The following is a 14444-nucleotide window of genomic DNA, read 5'->3' as shown; positions in this document are numbered from 1 at the left end:
ACGCCGCGCTATGGCAGTGGCTCCTGTCCTATCGCCACGCCACTCCACACGCAAACGCTTTGTCGGACGCAACAAACGTACAATCGCTACGCGACACTTTTATTTCTGTATCGTTCAGACGCACATCCTTAGAGGAAGCCTTATGAATCCGGCCGTTCGCCTCGTCCTCCCCGTCGCGGCCCTCGCCGCCCTGCTCCCCAATTCCGCCATGATTCGAGCGCAGAATCTTGATCGCGCGAATCAGTATGCCGGGGTCGCCTCGGCGCCGATGGCGCCGCCGACCATCGGCTATGCCGACATGACCGACCTGATCCTCGACGCGCCGGTGATCGCGGATGCGACGATCCGCTCGGCGAGCCGTCTGAAGGGTGCGGACGCCGCCTCCGTGCCGCCCGGCTGGGCGCGTTTCTATGTCGAGGCCGACGTCACCGCCCTGGTCCGTGGCGCCGGCGGCATCCCGCCGCGGATCGGCTATCTGGTCGATGTCGCTCCCGATACGAACGGCGACCTGCCGCGATTGAAGAAGGCACGGGTGCTGGTCTTCGCCCGGCCGGTGCCGGGAACCCCGGGCCAGATCCAGCTCGTCGCGCGCGACGCGCAGCTTCCCTGGACCCCCGGCAACGACGCACGCGTGCGCCAGATCGCCCGCGATCTGGTCGCCGCGGACGCGCCGCCGGTCATCACCGGCATCGGCAACGCCTTCCACGTGCCTGGTGCCCTGCCCGGCGAGGGCGAGACGCAGGTGTTCCTGACCACCGCCAACGGCGCGCCGGTGTCCCTGTCGGTATTGCGCCGCCCCGGCGAGCAGCCGCGCTGGGCCGTCGCTTTGTCGGAGATCGTCGATGAAGCGGCAGCGCCGCCGGCGCGCGACACCTTGCTGTGGTATCGTCTCGCCTGCGCCCTGCCCCATATGCTGCCGGCACGCAGCACCGCCTCGCTCGCGCCGGCCGACGCGACGCTGGCGCAGGAGGATTATCGCTTCGTGCTCGACGCGCTGGGCCCCTGCGGGCGGCGGCGCGGCGGCGATACACCCCCGCTCAGCGGCGGTGACGCACCAATGTGATGCCGATCGCCTCGCCCGCCTCGGCGATGGCGAGCTTGACGATCTTCACCGCGACGCGGAGCACCCGCGCGTCACCGAGCAGAAGCGTTTCGCAGATATGGTCCGCAACCGCCTCGACCAGCGTGAAATGGACTCCGGGCGGCAGCGCGCTGGTCGCGGCATGCTTGAGGTCGAGATAGTTCTTCGACGCGCTGAGCGGCGTATCCGGGGCGAACCGGTCGGGGCAGACGAGGTCGACGGTGAGCGAGATACGCAGCGGCTGCGGCAGATGCGTCTCTTCCGAATAGATGCCGGTGAGGACCTGGACCTCGAGGTCATGGACCTCCAGTTGAAGCGTGTCGTGCATGGCGGGCGCCCTAGGCCCGCAACGAGGGCGCGGCAATGGCCGTTGCCGTCGAAGCGCCCGATCGCGACCTTTTCCCGCTTGCCTTCGGCGCGGCGCCGACGCATGCGCGCCGCGCAAAGGACCTGCCCGTGACCGCCTCCGCCACCCTGCCCCCGCCCGCCGCCGCCGTCGCCTTCGTGCCGCTCGACAGCGTCGCCGCGCCGATGGTCGAGGCGCTGCTCGATCGCGCCTTCGGCCCAGGCCGCCACGCGCGCACGGCCTATCGCGTACGCGGCGAGAGCGCGCCGATCGCCGCGCTCAGCATCGCCGCGGTCGAGGATGGGCAACTGATCGGCACGATCCAATGCTGGCCGGTGGTGCTTGCCGCCGACGACGGTGCGATCCACGCCATGGTGATGATCGGCCCCGTCGCGGTCGAGCCGGCGCGGCAGCGCGACGGGATCGGCCGGATGCTGATGACCCATGCGTTGCGCGCCGCGCACGAGGGCGGATTGGACGGGGCGCTGATGCTGATCGGCGATCCGGAATATTATGGCCGCTTCTTCGGCTTTTCCGCGGAACGGACCGGCGGCTGGCGGCTGCCCGGCCCGTTCGAGGCGCGGCGGCTGCTCGCCAAGGGCGCGGCCGTGCCCGCCACGACGGGCGAACTGCGCGCGGCACCGCGCTGAACCTTTACGGCGCGGCCCGGCGCCCCTACCTGCCGGCCATGCCGATGGAGGAGTTGCCGGACCTCGCGTCCTTGTCGCTGGCGCAGATCGCCACCCTCGCCGAACAGCGGCGGCTGCCCCCGGTGGAGCAGTGGAACCCCGCGCATTGCGGCGACAGTGCGATGCGGATCGCCGCCGACGGCACCTGGTTCCACGAGGGGTCGCCGATCGGTCGGCCGGCGATGGTGCGGTTGTTTTCGACCATCCTGCGGCGCGAGGCGGACGGCCGCTACGTGCTGGTCACGCCGGTCGAGAAGCTGGACATTGCGGTCGACGATGCTCCGTTCGTCGCGGTCGAGATGAAGGCGGAAGGGATCGGACGCGACGCGCGGCTGGCGTTCCGGCTCAACACCGGCGATTTCGTCACGGCCGGACGGGACCATCCCCTGCGCGTCGCCGGCGATGCGGAGTCGCCGCGCCCCTATCTGCATGTGCGCGGCGGACTGGAGGCGCTGGTCGCCCGGCCGGTCTATTACGAACTGGTCGAGCGCGGGCTCGCCGACGGCGGCGACACGCCCGGCGTGTGGAGCGGCGGCGCCTTTTTCCCACTGGCCGCGGCATGACTTTGGTCGATCGGCTGCATGCCGCATTGGCCGCGCGCCGCGACGCGACGCCGGAGCTGCTGACCGGCGACGCCCGCGAGCTCGACACGCGCGAAGACCATGAGCTGACGCCGGCGGCGGTGCTGGTGGCGGTGACCGACCGGCCGGAACCGGGGGTGCTGCTGACCCAGCGCACCGAGACGTTGCGCCGCCACGCTGGTCAGGTCGCCTTTCCCGGCGGCCGGCTCGACCCCGGCGAGACCGCGATCGCCGCGGCGCTGCGCGAGGCGGAAGAGGAGATCGCCCTGCCGCGCGAACGGGCGACGGTGATCGGCGCGGTCGACACCTATCGCACGATCACCGGCTTCACCGTCACGCCGGTGCTGGCCGCGGTGCCCGCCGATTTGCCGCTGCGGCCGAGCGAGGCGGAGGTGGCGAGTGTGTTCGAAGTGCCCCTCGCCTTCCTGCTCGACCCCGCCAACCATCGCGAGGCGAGCGTCGAATGGCAGGGGCGGATGCGGCATTTCTACGAGATCCTGTGGGAAGACCGGCGGATCTGGGGCGCGACGGCGGCGATGATCGTCAATCTGTCGCGGCGGCTGGCATGGCGGTGACGCTGGACCTGGGCGCGATCCGCGCCCGCGACGGTTTCGACGCGCTGGTCGCCGCCCTGGGCGGCGCAGCGGCGGCGCGGCTGGTCGGCGGCGTGGTGCGCGACACCTTGCTGGGCCTGACGCCGGCGGACATCGATCTCGCCACCATCGTACCACCCGATGACGTCATGGCGCGGCTGGCGGCGGCGGGCATCCGCGCGGTGCCGACCGGCATCGCCCATGGCACGGTCACCGCCGTGCTGCCGTCGGGCGCGGTCGAGGTGACGACGCTGCGCCGTGACGTCAGCACCGACGGGCGGCACGCGGTGGTCGCCTTCACCGATCAGTGGCGCGACGATGCGGCGCGACGCGACTTCACGATGAACGCGCTCTACGCCGAACCGGAGAGCGGCATCGTCTTCGACTATTTCGACGGCCTTGCCGATCTGGCGGCGCGGCGGGTGCGCTTCATCGGCGATCCGTTGCAGCGGATCGCGGAGGACCATCTGCGCATCCTGCGCTTCTTCCGCTTCCACGCACGCTTCGGCGACGCGATCGATCCGGACGGGCTGGCAGCCTGCGCGGCGCGCGCCAACGATCTGATGGCCCTGTCGCGCGAGCGGATCGCGGCGGAATTCCTGAAGCTGCTGATCGCGCCGGCGGCGGTCCCGGTCGTCGCGCTGATGATCGAGCGGCACATCCTGCGCGCGGTGCTGCCGGAGATCACGTCCGCCGAACCACTGCGAGCGCTGGCGACACGCGAAGCGGCGGCGGGGATCAGCCCCGATCCGATCCGTCGCCTCGCTGCGCTGGTGCCACCCGACGCGGCGGAGACGATCGGCGCGCGGCTGAAACTGTCCAACGCCGACCGCAAGCGGCTGATGCAGGCGACCGCCGGTCCGGGCGACGAGGGGCCGCGCGCCCTCGCCTATCGCGTCGGCGGGACAGTGGCCGTCGATCGGCTGCTGCTCGCCGGGGCGGACGTCGCCCCGCTCGACGGCTGGACGCCGCCGGCGCTGCCGATCGGTGGCGGCGCCTTGGTCGCGCGCGGACTGGCCAAGGGCCCGGACGTCGCCAGGGCGCTGCGGAGGATCGAGACGCGCTGGATCGCGGAGGGATTTCCCGATTCCACGCGGGTCGAGGCGATCGCCGATGCCGAAGTGGCGGCGATGTCGTCGGCCTAGTTGGGCTGGGCTCAGCGCCCGCGGGCGCGGAGCTGGCGGATCAGGGCGAGGGTCTGCGCCGCCTCGAGCGGGCGGGCGTAATGATAGCCCTGGCCATAAGTGCAGCCGAGCGCGGCCAGTGTCTGCGCCAGTTCGTTGGTCTCCACCCCCTCGGCGGTGGTCTTCATGCCGAGCGCCTGGGCGAGACTGAGGATGGCCCGGACGATCGCCATCTTGTCGCGATCGGCGAGCATGCCCGTGACGAAGCTGCGGTCCATCTTGAGAACATCGATCGGCAGCTTTTGCAGATAGGCGAGGTTCGAATAGCCGGTGCCGAAATCGTCCATCGCCAGCGTCGTGCCGAGCGCGCGCAGCGCATGCATCGCCCGGGCGGTACGATCGGGATCGCTGACGATCGCGCTTTCGGTGAGTTCCAGCGTCAGGCGCTCGCCGGGCAGGCCGTGGCGGATCAGGCTGCCCTCGACGACGCCGGCGATGTCGTCGCGCTGGATCTGGATCGCCGACAGATTGACCGCGACGCGCATGCCGCAATCGCCGCCGCATTCGGTGTCGAGCCAGGCGAGCGTCCGCGCCGCCTCTTCCATCGCCCAGCGGCCGAGCGGCAGGATCAGCCCCGTCTCCTCCGCCACCGGAATGAAGTTGCTCGGCTCCTGCTCGACGCCCTCATGGTCGCGCCAGCGGGTCAGCGCCTCGAACGAGACGATGCGGCCGCTCGACAGGTCGCAGATCGGCTGGAAGGTCAGGCGGAGCCGCGAGTCCTCGATCGCGCGGCGCAGCGCCGTCTCCATCGCAAATTGCTCGCGGGCGATGGTGAACGCCTGGGTCTGGTAGGATTCGACCTTGCTGCCGGCCTTGGCGCGCTTCACCGCGAACTGGGCGTTGCGGATCAGTTCCTCGACATCGTCGAGCGCATCGTCGCCCTGGGCGATGCCGATCGAACATTCGACGCCGATTTCATAATCGCTGAGCCGGAACGGGGTGCTGAGCGCGCGATGGATGCGATCGGCGAGATGCCGCGCCTCGTCGCCATCGGTGTCGATCCCCATCAGCACGCCGAATTCGTCGCCGCCGATCCGGGCCAGCGCATCGCGGGCGCGAAGCGCGCCCTTGATCCGGCGTGCGACGGTGATCAGCAGTTCGTCGCCGGCAAGGCCGCCGAGGCAGGCGTTGAGTCGGCCGAACCGTTCGAGGTCGACGACCAGCACGGCATGGCGCTGGCGCTTGGCCTGCACCGCCTCGATCATGTCGCTGAAGCCTTCGCGATTAGGCAGACCGGTCAAGCTGTCGGTGGTCATCTCGCGGCGGAGCGAGCGTTCGGTGTGGATCTGCGCGGTCAGGTCGACGAAGCCGATCTGGCAACGGTCCCGCACCGATTGCCCCGGTCGCGCGAGCGTGACGCGGTAATAGCGCGAGTCGATCACCTCGCCGATCGACCATTCGAAATCGCTGCGCAATTCGGTCGAGCGCAGGAAGGCATCGATGCGCGGCGCCAAGGCACGCAGCATCGCCGAGCGATCGGCGACGACGCCGAGCCCGGCGAGCCGGTAGGCGCGATTGATCGCGAGGAAGTCGAAACCATCGCCGCGGCGGACGACCTGCACCGCCGGGATCGGAATCAGCTCCAGGTCCTGCGCGAGCGTCACCGGCTCGGCAGGTTCGGGCATCACGACGTCGGTCGAGGCGGTGGCCATGGCTTCATTCTAGAGGCCGTTCGTTAAAGGCTTCTGAAGTTGGTCGGCGGCCAACCTTTCTTGTAACCGTTTTCACCGCTGCCAGTCTTTCGCTGCCGACCGGGCGGCGGATCGGCGCGACATGAGGGCGAGTCTGGCGAACGGGGTACGCCCGTCCCTGTGCGCCGCACGCCTCCTCTCTGGCGGACGAGGCGGCAGGCTAGCCGACGAACCGATTGTCGCGGGGGAAGCCGGTCGGCGGCGTCCGGCCGGCGGCGCCGCGGGCGGTGCGCCACAGCGACAGATCGGCCTCGGTCCGCATCCGGCCGCTCTCGCCACCCATCGGCCAGCTCATGCCCTGCGCGAAAACGAAGGCGGTGGCATCCGACAGGCTGCCTTCGCGGAAGCGCTGGATTTGCACCCCCTGCCCGCGGCTCATCACCGGCAGCTCGGCGATCGGGAAGACCAGGAACTTGCGATTGTCGCCGACCGCCGCGACATAATCGGCCTCCGGCGCGACCGGGCGGACGACGACCAGTTTCGCACCGGTACGCGGCGTCATCACCGTCTTGCCCTTGCGCGTCTCCGCGATCGTCTCCGCGACCGGCACGATGAAGCCGCGGCCATCGCTCGCCGCGAGCAGCAGTTTCTCCTGCGCCCGGGCGTTGAGGAACGCGGCGACGCCGACCGACCCGTCGAGATCGATCATCGCGCGCACCGGCTCGCCAAAGCCACGGCCGCCCGGCAGCTTGTCGGCGGCGAGCGTGTAGAAGCGGCCGTTTTCCGCTGCGAGCAGCAATTTGTCGGTGGTCTGGGCATGGAAGGCGAAGGCCGGGCCGTCACCCTCCTTGAACTTCAGCGTCTCGGCGCCCCCTGCGTTCATGGCGGCGAGATCGCCGTGACCCTTCATCGCGCGGATCCAGCCGCGCTGCGACAGAATCACGGTGATCGGCTCGCGCTCGATCATCGCCTCCAGCGGGATGTCGCGGGTCGGACCGGCTTCCTCGATCCGCGTGCGGCGCTTGCCGAGCGCCGTCTCCGGCCCGTAGCGGTCGCGAACCTTGCCCAGGTCGCGCTTCAGCCGGGTACGCTGCCGCGCCTCCGAACCGAGCAGCGTGGTCAGATCGGCCTGTTCCTTGTCGAGCTTGTCGCGCTCGCCGCGGATCTCGAACTCCTCCAGTCGGCGTAGGGAGCGCAGGCGCATGTTGAGGATCGCCTCCGCCTGCCGGTCGGTCAGGCGGAACTCGGCGATCATCACCTGCTTGGGCTCGTCCTCCGTGCGGATGATCTCGATGACGCGGTCGAGGTTGAGATAGGCGACGAGATAGCCGTCGAGCAGTTCGATCCGGTCGGCGATCTTGGCCAGCCGATGCTCGGTGCGGCGGCGCAGGACGACGAACTGATGGTCGACCCAGGCCTTCAGCGCCTCGCGCAGCGACATGACGCGCGGCGTGCGCTCATGGTCGAGGACGTTGAGGTTGAGGCCGAAGCGCGTCTCCAGATCGCTGAAGCGGAACAGGCCGTCCATTAGCACCTGCGGATCGACGGTGCGGCTGCGCGGTTCGAGGACGACGCGGATCTCGGCATCGGATTCGTCGCGGACGTCGGCAAGGATCGGCAGCTTGCGCTCGTTGATCAGCGCCGCGATCTGCTCGATCAACTTGCCCTTCTGGACGCCATAGGGAATTTCGCTGACGACGATCTGCCAGCCGCCGCCCTTCTCGCGCTCGATCTCCCAGCGCGCGCGGATGCGGAACGAGCCGCGGCCGGTCGCATAGCTTTCCGCGATCACCGCGGGCGGGTCGACGACCAGGCCGCCGGTCGGGAAGTCGGGGCCCTTGACGTGTTCCAGCACCATCGCGTCGCTGGCGTCGGGACGGTCGACCAGCATGATCGCCGCGTCGAGCAGCTCGGCGGCATTGTGCGGCGGGATGTTGGTCGCCATGCCGACCGCGATCCCCGCCGCACCGTTGGCGAGCAGATTGGGGAACAGGCCGGGAAACAGCTCCGGCTCCTGCTCCTCGCCATTGTAGGTCGGGCGGTAGGCGACGGCATCCTCGTCGAGGCCGTCCATCAGGTCGATCGCGACCTGGGTCAGCCGCGCCTCGGTATAGCGATAGGCGGCGGCGTTATCGCCGTCGATGTTGCCGAAATTGCCCTGCCCGTCGACGAGCGGATAGCGCAGCGCGAAATCCTGCGCGAGGCGGACCATCGCGTCATACACCGACTGGTCGCCGTGGGGATGGTATTTGCCGATCACGTCGCCGACGACGCGCGCGCACTTCTTGTAGCCGGAGGCAGGATCGAGGCGGAGCAGTCGCATCGCCCACAGCAGGCGGCGGTGCACCGGCTTCAGCCCGTCGCGCACGTCGGGCAGCGAACGCGCCGTGATCGTCGACAGCGCGTAGACGAGATAGCGTTCGGACAAAGCGCTGTCGAAGGGCGCGTCGAGCACGCCGATCGGCGGCTCCTGGAAATCGGTGGCCATAACGGGAACGATAAGCGGCTAGACGGACGCCGTCAAAGCGTCGGCGGGATCGCCCGCCACCGCCGCGGCGATCAGCGCGCGATGCTGGCGGCCGGTCTCCGCCCAATCGTAGCGCTCGGCATAGGCGCGGGTCGCGGCGCGGGCCGGCGGATCGGCGAGCAGCGCGGCGAGCGCGTCGCGGATCGCGGCGACGCTGCGCCCGGCGGCGAGGCGGCCGGCGGCGGGAGCGCGCACCACCTCCGGCGAGCCCCAGACCGGCGTCGCGACCAGCGGCGTGCCGCAGGCGAGCGATTCGAGCAGGACGTTGGCGATTCCCTCGCGATCCGAGCAATTCACCGTGACGTCGGCGGCGCCGTAGAGCGCCGGCAGATCGGGCTGGTCAACGTGGCCGAGCAGCGCGACCCGGTCTGCGACGCCGAGTTGCGCGATCAGCGCACGCAGCGCCGCCTCGCGCGGTCCGTGGCCGACGATCGCCAGCCGCACGCCGGGCAGCGCGGCGACGGCGCGGATCGCATAATCATGGCCCTTGCCGTCGACGAGATGGCCGACCGACAGCACCACCGGCCCGTCCCAACCGCGCGCGGCGCGGACGGCGGCGCGGTCCGCCGGGGGGTGGAACAGGGCGAGGTCGACGCCATGTTCGACGACGTGGAGCCGCGCCGGCGGCGCGCCGGCCTCGATCAGCGCGTCGCGCAGCGCGGCGCAGACGGTGGTGACCGCCGCCGCGCCGCGGATCGCGCGCAGCATCATCGCGCGCTGGCGGCGGAAGCCAGCGATGACGCTGACGTCGGTGCCGAGCGCGGTCATCAGATAGGGCACGCCGAGCCGCCGGGCGAGCAGCGCCGCGGCGACGCCGTCCGGGTAGAGATAATAGGAATCGATGACGTCGAAGACGAAATCCTGCCGCAACCGCGCGAGATGCGGATAGAGCGCCGCCGCCATCAGCCACGGCTGCGCGGTCATGCCGATCCGCGGCAGCATCGGATAGCGGGGATGGCTGATCGCAATGCCGCGCCGCTCCGCCGCCGCCGGCACTTCGGCCAGTTCGGCATAGCGGCCGAAGCGGGCATGCCGGCTGGGGAACCACGGCAGCGGCGCGACGACGCGTACCGCATCCCCCGCCGCCGCGGCGAGATGGGCGACGCGATGTTCGATGAAGATGCCGTGCCGACGCTGCACCGTATTGGGATACAGGCTGGACAGCACCAGGATCTTCATGTCGTGTGCCAGGCTCCCCACGGGCGATCGCGTCCAACCAGGTCCGGCCGCTTAGGCCGTATGTCTGTCGGTCCGGTTAATGCGCGCCGGGGCCACGCGAAGGTTCGGCGGCGGTGCCGTGCGGCTGGGCCAAGGGCAGGGTCTGCGCCGTCGCGGGATCGACATAGCCGTCGTTGACCAGAAAGGCGCGCAGGCGGGCCGGGAAGTCGGGCGTGTGCCGGCTGTAATGGGCCAGCATGACGCGCCACGCGGCGGATACCCGCCCGAGACGCGCGGCATCCGCGACGAAGGCAGCGCATTCGCCGTTCCGCTCGGTCTCCGTCGACAGGCAGAGTCGGCGTCGCGCCGGCAGATCGCGGGCGAACAGGCGTCGCACGGCGGGATCGGCGGATATGTCGACGCTTCGCCCCTGACGCAGGGTCAGGACCATCGGTATGCCTCGCCCGCAGGCATTGCATTCTTCAGAAAAGTTGAAGCCCGGCGCCTCCAGCACGAAGCCTGGCCAGCCCTGCTGCCGGCGACCGAGTGGAACCAGTCTCACCTTGCCGATCAGCTCGGCCGAGCCCTGATGGGTCAACGGCACCGCCCGGAACCCGCCGGCGGTCGGCTCGACGACCGTGACGGCGGTGATCCCGGCCGAACCGCCCCATTGATTGTCCACCACCACCCCGGCGCGGCCCGACCGGGACAGGCGGACGATGGCGACCCGCACGTACGACGCCTGGCGGTCGCTGATCATGTCGAACGGCGGCAGGCCCGGCTGCGTCACCGTGATCCGGGCCTGGTTGCTGACGCCTTCGTTATTGCACCCTTCGTTCTGCATCCGCTCACGACAGGGCGTGGCGGTCACCGTCACGGTCAGGCCGCCGGCCGTCAGCGCCAGCGGGACGACGGGGTGGGTGCCCCAGGTCCAGAACGTCTCCGGCGGCACAGACGTCACCGGCGCCGCCACACCGAGCAAGAGGGGGATCAGGCCGCCCAGCACACGCATCTTGCGTCTCCGAATTGATACGAGAGACTAGACCGCCACGCACTCCGGATGAAGGAGTCGCGGCGAACCTGACCGGCCCCGCGAAACCGGGCGGATCGCCACTCCGTGACACCGGGCCGGAATAAACTCCACCGCCGCGGACCTGAAGCGACTCGTTCGTACGCCGGTGCTCGGTTCGGCCAGACCAAAAATCCTGTTCCTACCACCTCTTGCGATCGACTCGCAAAAACTGTTGTACGACCCGTCCTGCCGCTTTATTGCGACTGAGTTTCGATAGCGTAAGGGGGAAATATGCTGGTGACGCTGGCCGCTTTGGCGGCATTGGGCGGCCCGGTGCCATCCAAGGGAGATGATGCACGAGACCAGCGGGACGTGGTCGTCACCGCCACGCGCACGCCGGTCGCGGCGCAGGACGCGCCGGTCACCGTCTCCGCCAAGACCGCGGACGACATCGCCGGGGAATTGGCGACCGACATCCGCGACCTCGTCCGCTTCGAGCCCGGGATCAGCGTCCGCCGCGCCCCGACGCGGTTCGGTGCGGCGATGGGATCGACCGGGCGCGCCGGCAACGAAGGCTTCGCGGTGCGCGGCATCGGCGGCAACCGCGTGCTGATCCAGGTCGACGGCGTGCGCGTCCCCTATGGCTTCAGCTTCGGCGCGCAGGACGTCGGACGCGGCGACTCTGTCGACCTCGGCCTGATCAAGTCGGTCGAGTTCCTGCGCGGGCCGGCGTCGGCGCTGTACGGCAGCGACGGGCTGGCCGGCGCGGTCAGTTTCACCACCAGCGACCCCGCCGATATCCTCGGCGGGCGCTCGTTCGGCGGATCGGTGCGTACCCAGTTCAATGCCGCCGACGCCGAATTCTGCCAGTCCGCCGTCGTCGCGGCACGATCGGGCGACGTGTCGACGCTGCTGGCCTATACGCGTCGCGACTTCGCCGAATTGAAGAACCACGGCGACGTCGAGGGCACCGGCGTCGCCCGCACCGCGCCAAACCCGCAGACCGGCCACGCCAATGCCGTGCTCGGCAAGCTGGTCTGGGACATTGCCCCCGGCCAGCGGCTGCGCGCGACCGGAGAGGTGCTCGACCATCATGTCGCCACCGACGTGCTGACCGGGATCAACGCCAGCGTCGCCGGTCTGCAGGCGCGCGACGCGGCCCGGCGCTGGCGCGGCACGCTCGACTGGACCTATGACGGCGGCGGCTTGATCCAGTTCGCGCGGGCCGCCGCCTATGCGCAGGATGCCGACAACCGCCAGTTCAGCGCTGAAGAGCGACGCACGCTGCCCAGCCGCACCCGGCTGAATACCTTCGAGAACCGCGTCTACGGGACATCGGGCGAGCTGCGGCTGGGCTTTGCGACCGGTGCCGTGACGCACCGGCTGGTCACCGGCGCCGACCTCAGCGTACTGCGCCAGCGCGGGGTGCGCGACGGCACCGTGCCGCCGCGCGGCGAGTCCTTTCCGACCCGCGCCTTTCCGACCACCGATTTCACGCTCGCCGGTGCCTTCGTCGGCGACGAGATCGGCCTGGGGCCGCTGACCCTGCACCCGGCCGTCCGCTATGACGCCTACCGCCTGTCGCCGCGGCGCGATCCGCTGCTGCCGAACTTCGCCACCGCCGGACAGAGCGGCGACCGGCTGAGCCCGCGCCTGGGCGCGGTGGCCACACTCGCCCCGACGATCCGCCTGTTCGCCAGCTACGCCCGCGGCTTCCGTGCGCCCGAAGCGGGGCAGATCAATCAATATTTCTCCAATCTCACCTCCGGCTACACCTCCATCCCCAATCCCGCCCTGCGGCCGGAGACGAGCGAAGCCGTGGAGGCCGGCCTTCGCCTCGACAGCACGGCGGTGGTCCTGTCGGCGAGCGTCTTCCGCGCCCGATACCGCGACTTCATCAGCCAGGAGCTGGTCGGCGGCCGCTTCACGCAGAGCGATCCGGCGCTGTTCCAGTTCATCAACCTCGACCGCGCCAGCGTGCGCGGTGCCGAGGCGCGCTTCGCGACGCGCGCGGCCAACGGGCTGAGCGGGCAATTGGCGATCGCCTATGCCGAGGGCGAGCAGATCGGGCCTGACGGCATCGCCAAGCCGCTGGCGACGATCGATCCGCTCAAGCTGGTCGCGGGGATCGGCTGGCGCGAGCCGCAGCGCGGCCGGTTCGGCGGTCAATTGCTGCTCACCCACAGCGCCCGCAAGGCCGCGCACGACACCGACGGCCTGTGCACCGGCACCTGCTTCCGGCCCGATGCTTTCACCATCCTCGACGCAACCCTATTCGCCCGGTTGAACGAGGCGCTGACGCTGCGCGCCGGCATCTTCAACCTGACCGATGCGACCTACGCCTATTGGTCCGACGTACGCGGCCTCGCCGTGCCCCGCCCCCTGCCCGCCGGCGCCGCGGACGTCCCCCCCGCCGCCTTCACCCAGCCGGGACGTAACGCCAGCGCCTCGCTGACCTATCGCTTCTGAAAGGATGCCGTCGATGTCCACTCGTCCGCTTGCCGCCGTCGCGATCGTCGCGCTGTGCTTCGCCCCCGCCCTCACCCCGGCGCGCGCCGATGGCCCGCTTCGCCAGAGCGCGGCCGAGGCGCAGGCCACCAAGGCCGCCGACCGCGCCGAGATCCTGGCGATGGCCGGCCATTACCGCGTCCGCTTCGACATGCAGGAGACGACGCCGTGGCAGGCGGACTATGTGCCGCTCGAGCGCCAGATCTCGGGCGGCAACGAGGTGGTCCGCGTCGTCGAGGACAGGCCGGACCATATCGCGCTCCAGCATCTGCTGGTCGTGTCCGCGGGCGGCCAGACGCATGTCATCAAGCACTGGCGCCAGGATTGGGATTATCAGCCCAGCCGCGTGCTGGTCTATGCCGGTCCCGGCAAATGGGTGTGGGAGGCGGTGCCCGAGCGGATGCGGGCCGGCCGCTGGTCGCAGACCGTCTACCAGGTCGACGACAGTCCGCGTTACGCCGGCTGGGGCCAGTTCGAGACGCAGGGCGGCATCCGGCGCTGGCGATCGAACTGGACCTGGCGCCCCGTCGCCCGCCGCGATGCGGTCCGGCATCCGGTCTACGATCGTTATTATGCGATCAACCGCCACCAGCCAACGCCGACCGGCTGGATCCACTGGCAGGACAATCTGAAGATGGGCCTGAAGCAGGGCAGGCTCGTACCGATCGTCCAGGAATCGGTGCTCAACACCTACCAACGAGCCGAGGATTTCGACACGAAGGCTGCCGACGCCTATTGGACGAAAACTCAGGACTATTGGGCGCGGGTCCGCGCCGCCTGGGCGAAGGCCGCCGACAGCAAGGGCGGCATCGCGATCGCCGAGGAGGCGGAGACCGGCACGGTGATCAGCGCCCGGCTGCTCAACATCGGCGACGACATCGCGGCGGGAAAAACGCTCGTCGACGCAGGGGCGGCCGAAGCCGCGGCGCTGATCGAACGGAGCACGGGCCGCATCGGTTGAGCGGCGGGCCGAGGTGAGGCAGGCTGGTGGCGGGATGAGGCCGTGTTGTTGCCCGGCGCACGCAGTCGCCTGGAGTGGCTGACGGGAAGGCGAAATAGACACAAGCGTCGGTTTCCGAAGGCGACCGCCTGACAGCGGCATGTCCGCTCACCGCCAAAATCGAACGTTCCGCT

At 70.0% G+C, this 14444-nt stretch carries 12 protein-coding genes; 7 read left to right on the top strand and 5 right to left on the bottom strand.

The features are described 5' to 3' along the window. Positions 1-142 precede the first annotated feature (142 nt). Entirely contained in the window at positions 143-1063 is a 921-nt protein-coding gene (locus ACU5AX_RS00400) for a hypothetical protein (RefSeq protein ID WP_446689208.1), read from the top strand. Here ACU5AX_RS00400 and ACU5AX_RS00395 read toward each other — a convergent pair. Next, positions 1038-1409: a dihydroneopterin aldolase gene (locus ACU5AX_RS00395; RefSeq protein ID WP_198353231.1), complete on the bottom strand. Its 372-nt coding sequence runs from the start codon at positions 1407-1409 to the stop codon at positions 1038-1040. The genes ACU5AX_RS00400 and ACU5AX_RS00395 overlap by 26 nt on opposite strands. 35 nt (positions 1410-1444) lie before the next feature. On the opposite strand from ACU5AX_RS00395, the gene ACU5AX_RS00390 reads away from it, so the two are divergent. The 4 genes from ACU5AX_RS00390 to ACU5AX_RS00375 are packed head-to-tail and all read left to right on the top strand — an operon-like array spanning position 1445 to position 4435. Beyond that, positions 1445-2077 carry a GNAT family N-acetyltransferase gene (locus ACU5AX_RS00390; RefSeq protein WP_443024709.1) on the top strand — a complete coding sequence of 211 codons (633 nt, stop codon included), beginning with the start codon at positions 1445-1447 and terminating at the stop codon, positions 2075-2077. Between the two features lie 38 nt (positions 2078-2115). Then, positions 2116-2679 (top strand): DUF1285 domain-containing protein, encoded by a 564-nt coding sequence (locus ACU5AX_RS00385; protein WP_446689207.1) that lies wholly within the window; start codon positions 2116-2118, stop codon positions 2677-2679. Further along, complete coding sequence (locus ACU5AX_RS00380) at positions 2676-3272, top strand: CoA pyrophosphatase (RefSeq protein ID WP_446689206.1); 597 nt, start codon at positions 2676-2678, stop codon at positions 3270-3272. The genes ACU5AX_RS00385 and ACU5AX_RS00380 overlap by 4 nt, the downstream gene beginning before the upstream one ends. Continuing rightward, complete coding sequence (locus tag ACU5AX_RS00375; protein WP_446689205.1) at positions 3263-4435, top strand: CCA tRNA nucleotidyltransferase; 1173 nt, start codon at positions 3263-3265, stop codon at positions 4433-4435. The genes ACU5AX_RS00380 and ACU5AX_RS00375 overlap by 10 nt, the downstream gene beginning before the upstream one ends. Positions 4436-4446: 11 nt before the next feature. Here ACU5AX_RS00375 and ACU5AX_RS00370 read toward each other — a convergent pair whose 3' ends face one another. The 4 genes from ACU5AX_RS00370 to ACU5AX_RS00355 form a co-directional block, all read right to left on the bottom strand. Beyond that, a complete protein-coding gene (locus tag ACU5AX_RS00370) occupies positions 4447-6126 on the bottom strand; it encodes a putative bifunctional diguanylate cyclase/phosphodiesterase (protein ID WP_446689204.1) in 1680 nt (559 codons plus the stop codon). A 199-nt stretch (positions 6127-6325) separates the two neighbouring features. Beyond that, positions 6326-8593, bottom strand: a complete 2268-nt coding sequence (parC, locus tag ACU5AX_RS00365) for a DNA topoisomerase IV subunit A (protein WP_446689203.1) — start codon at positions 8591-8593, stop codon at positions 6326-6328. 18 nt (positions 8594-8611) lie between these two features. Further along, the gene (locus ACU5AX_RS00360; protein WP_446689202.1) at positions 8612-9811 is read right to left on the bottom strand and encodes a glycosyltransferase; all 1200 of its coding nucleotides are present in this window, start codon (positions 9809-9811) and stop codon (positions 8612-8614) included. Between the two features lie 76 nt (positions 9812-9887). After that, a complete protein-coding gene (locus ACU5AX_RS00355) occupies positions 9888-10802 on the bottom strand; it encodes a hypothetical protein (protein ID WP_446689201.1) in 915 nt (304 codons plus the stop codon). A gap of 291 nt (positions 10803-11093) precedes the next feature. On the opposite strand from ACU5AX_RS00355, the gene ACU5AX_RS00350 reads away from it, so the two are divergent. Both ACU5AX_RS00350 and ACU5AX_RS00345 read left to right on the top strand, forming a co-directional pair. Further along, a complete protein-coding gene (locus ACU5AX_RS00350) occupies positions 11094-13271 on the top strand; it encodes a TonB-dependent hemoglobin/transferrin/lactoferrin family receptor (RefSeq protein WP_446689200.1) in 2178 nt (725 codons plus the stop codon). A gap of 13 nt (positions 13272-13284) precedes the next feature. Beyond that, on the top strand, positions 13285-14271 hold the full coding sequence (locus ACU5AX_RS00345) for a DUF6607 family protein (protein ID WP_446689199.1): 987 nt from the start codon (positions 13285-13287) through the stop codon (positions 14269-14271). Positions 14272-14444 lie beyond the last annotated feature (173 nt).

The sequence above is a fragment of the Sphingomonas benefaciens genome (assembly GCF_052907485.1).
This window is presented reverse-complemented; position numbering and strand designations above follow the sequence as displayed.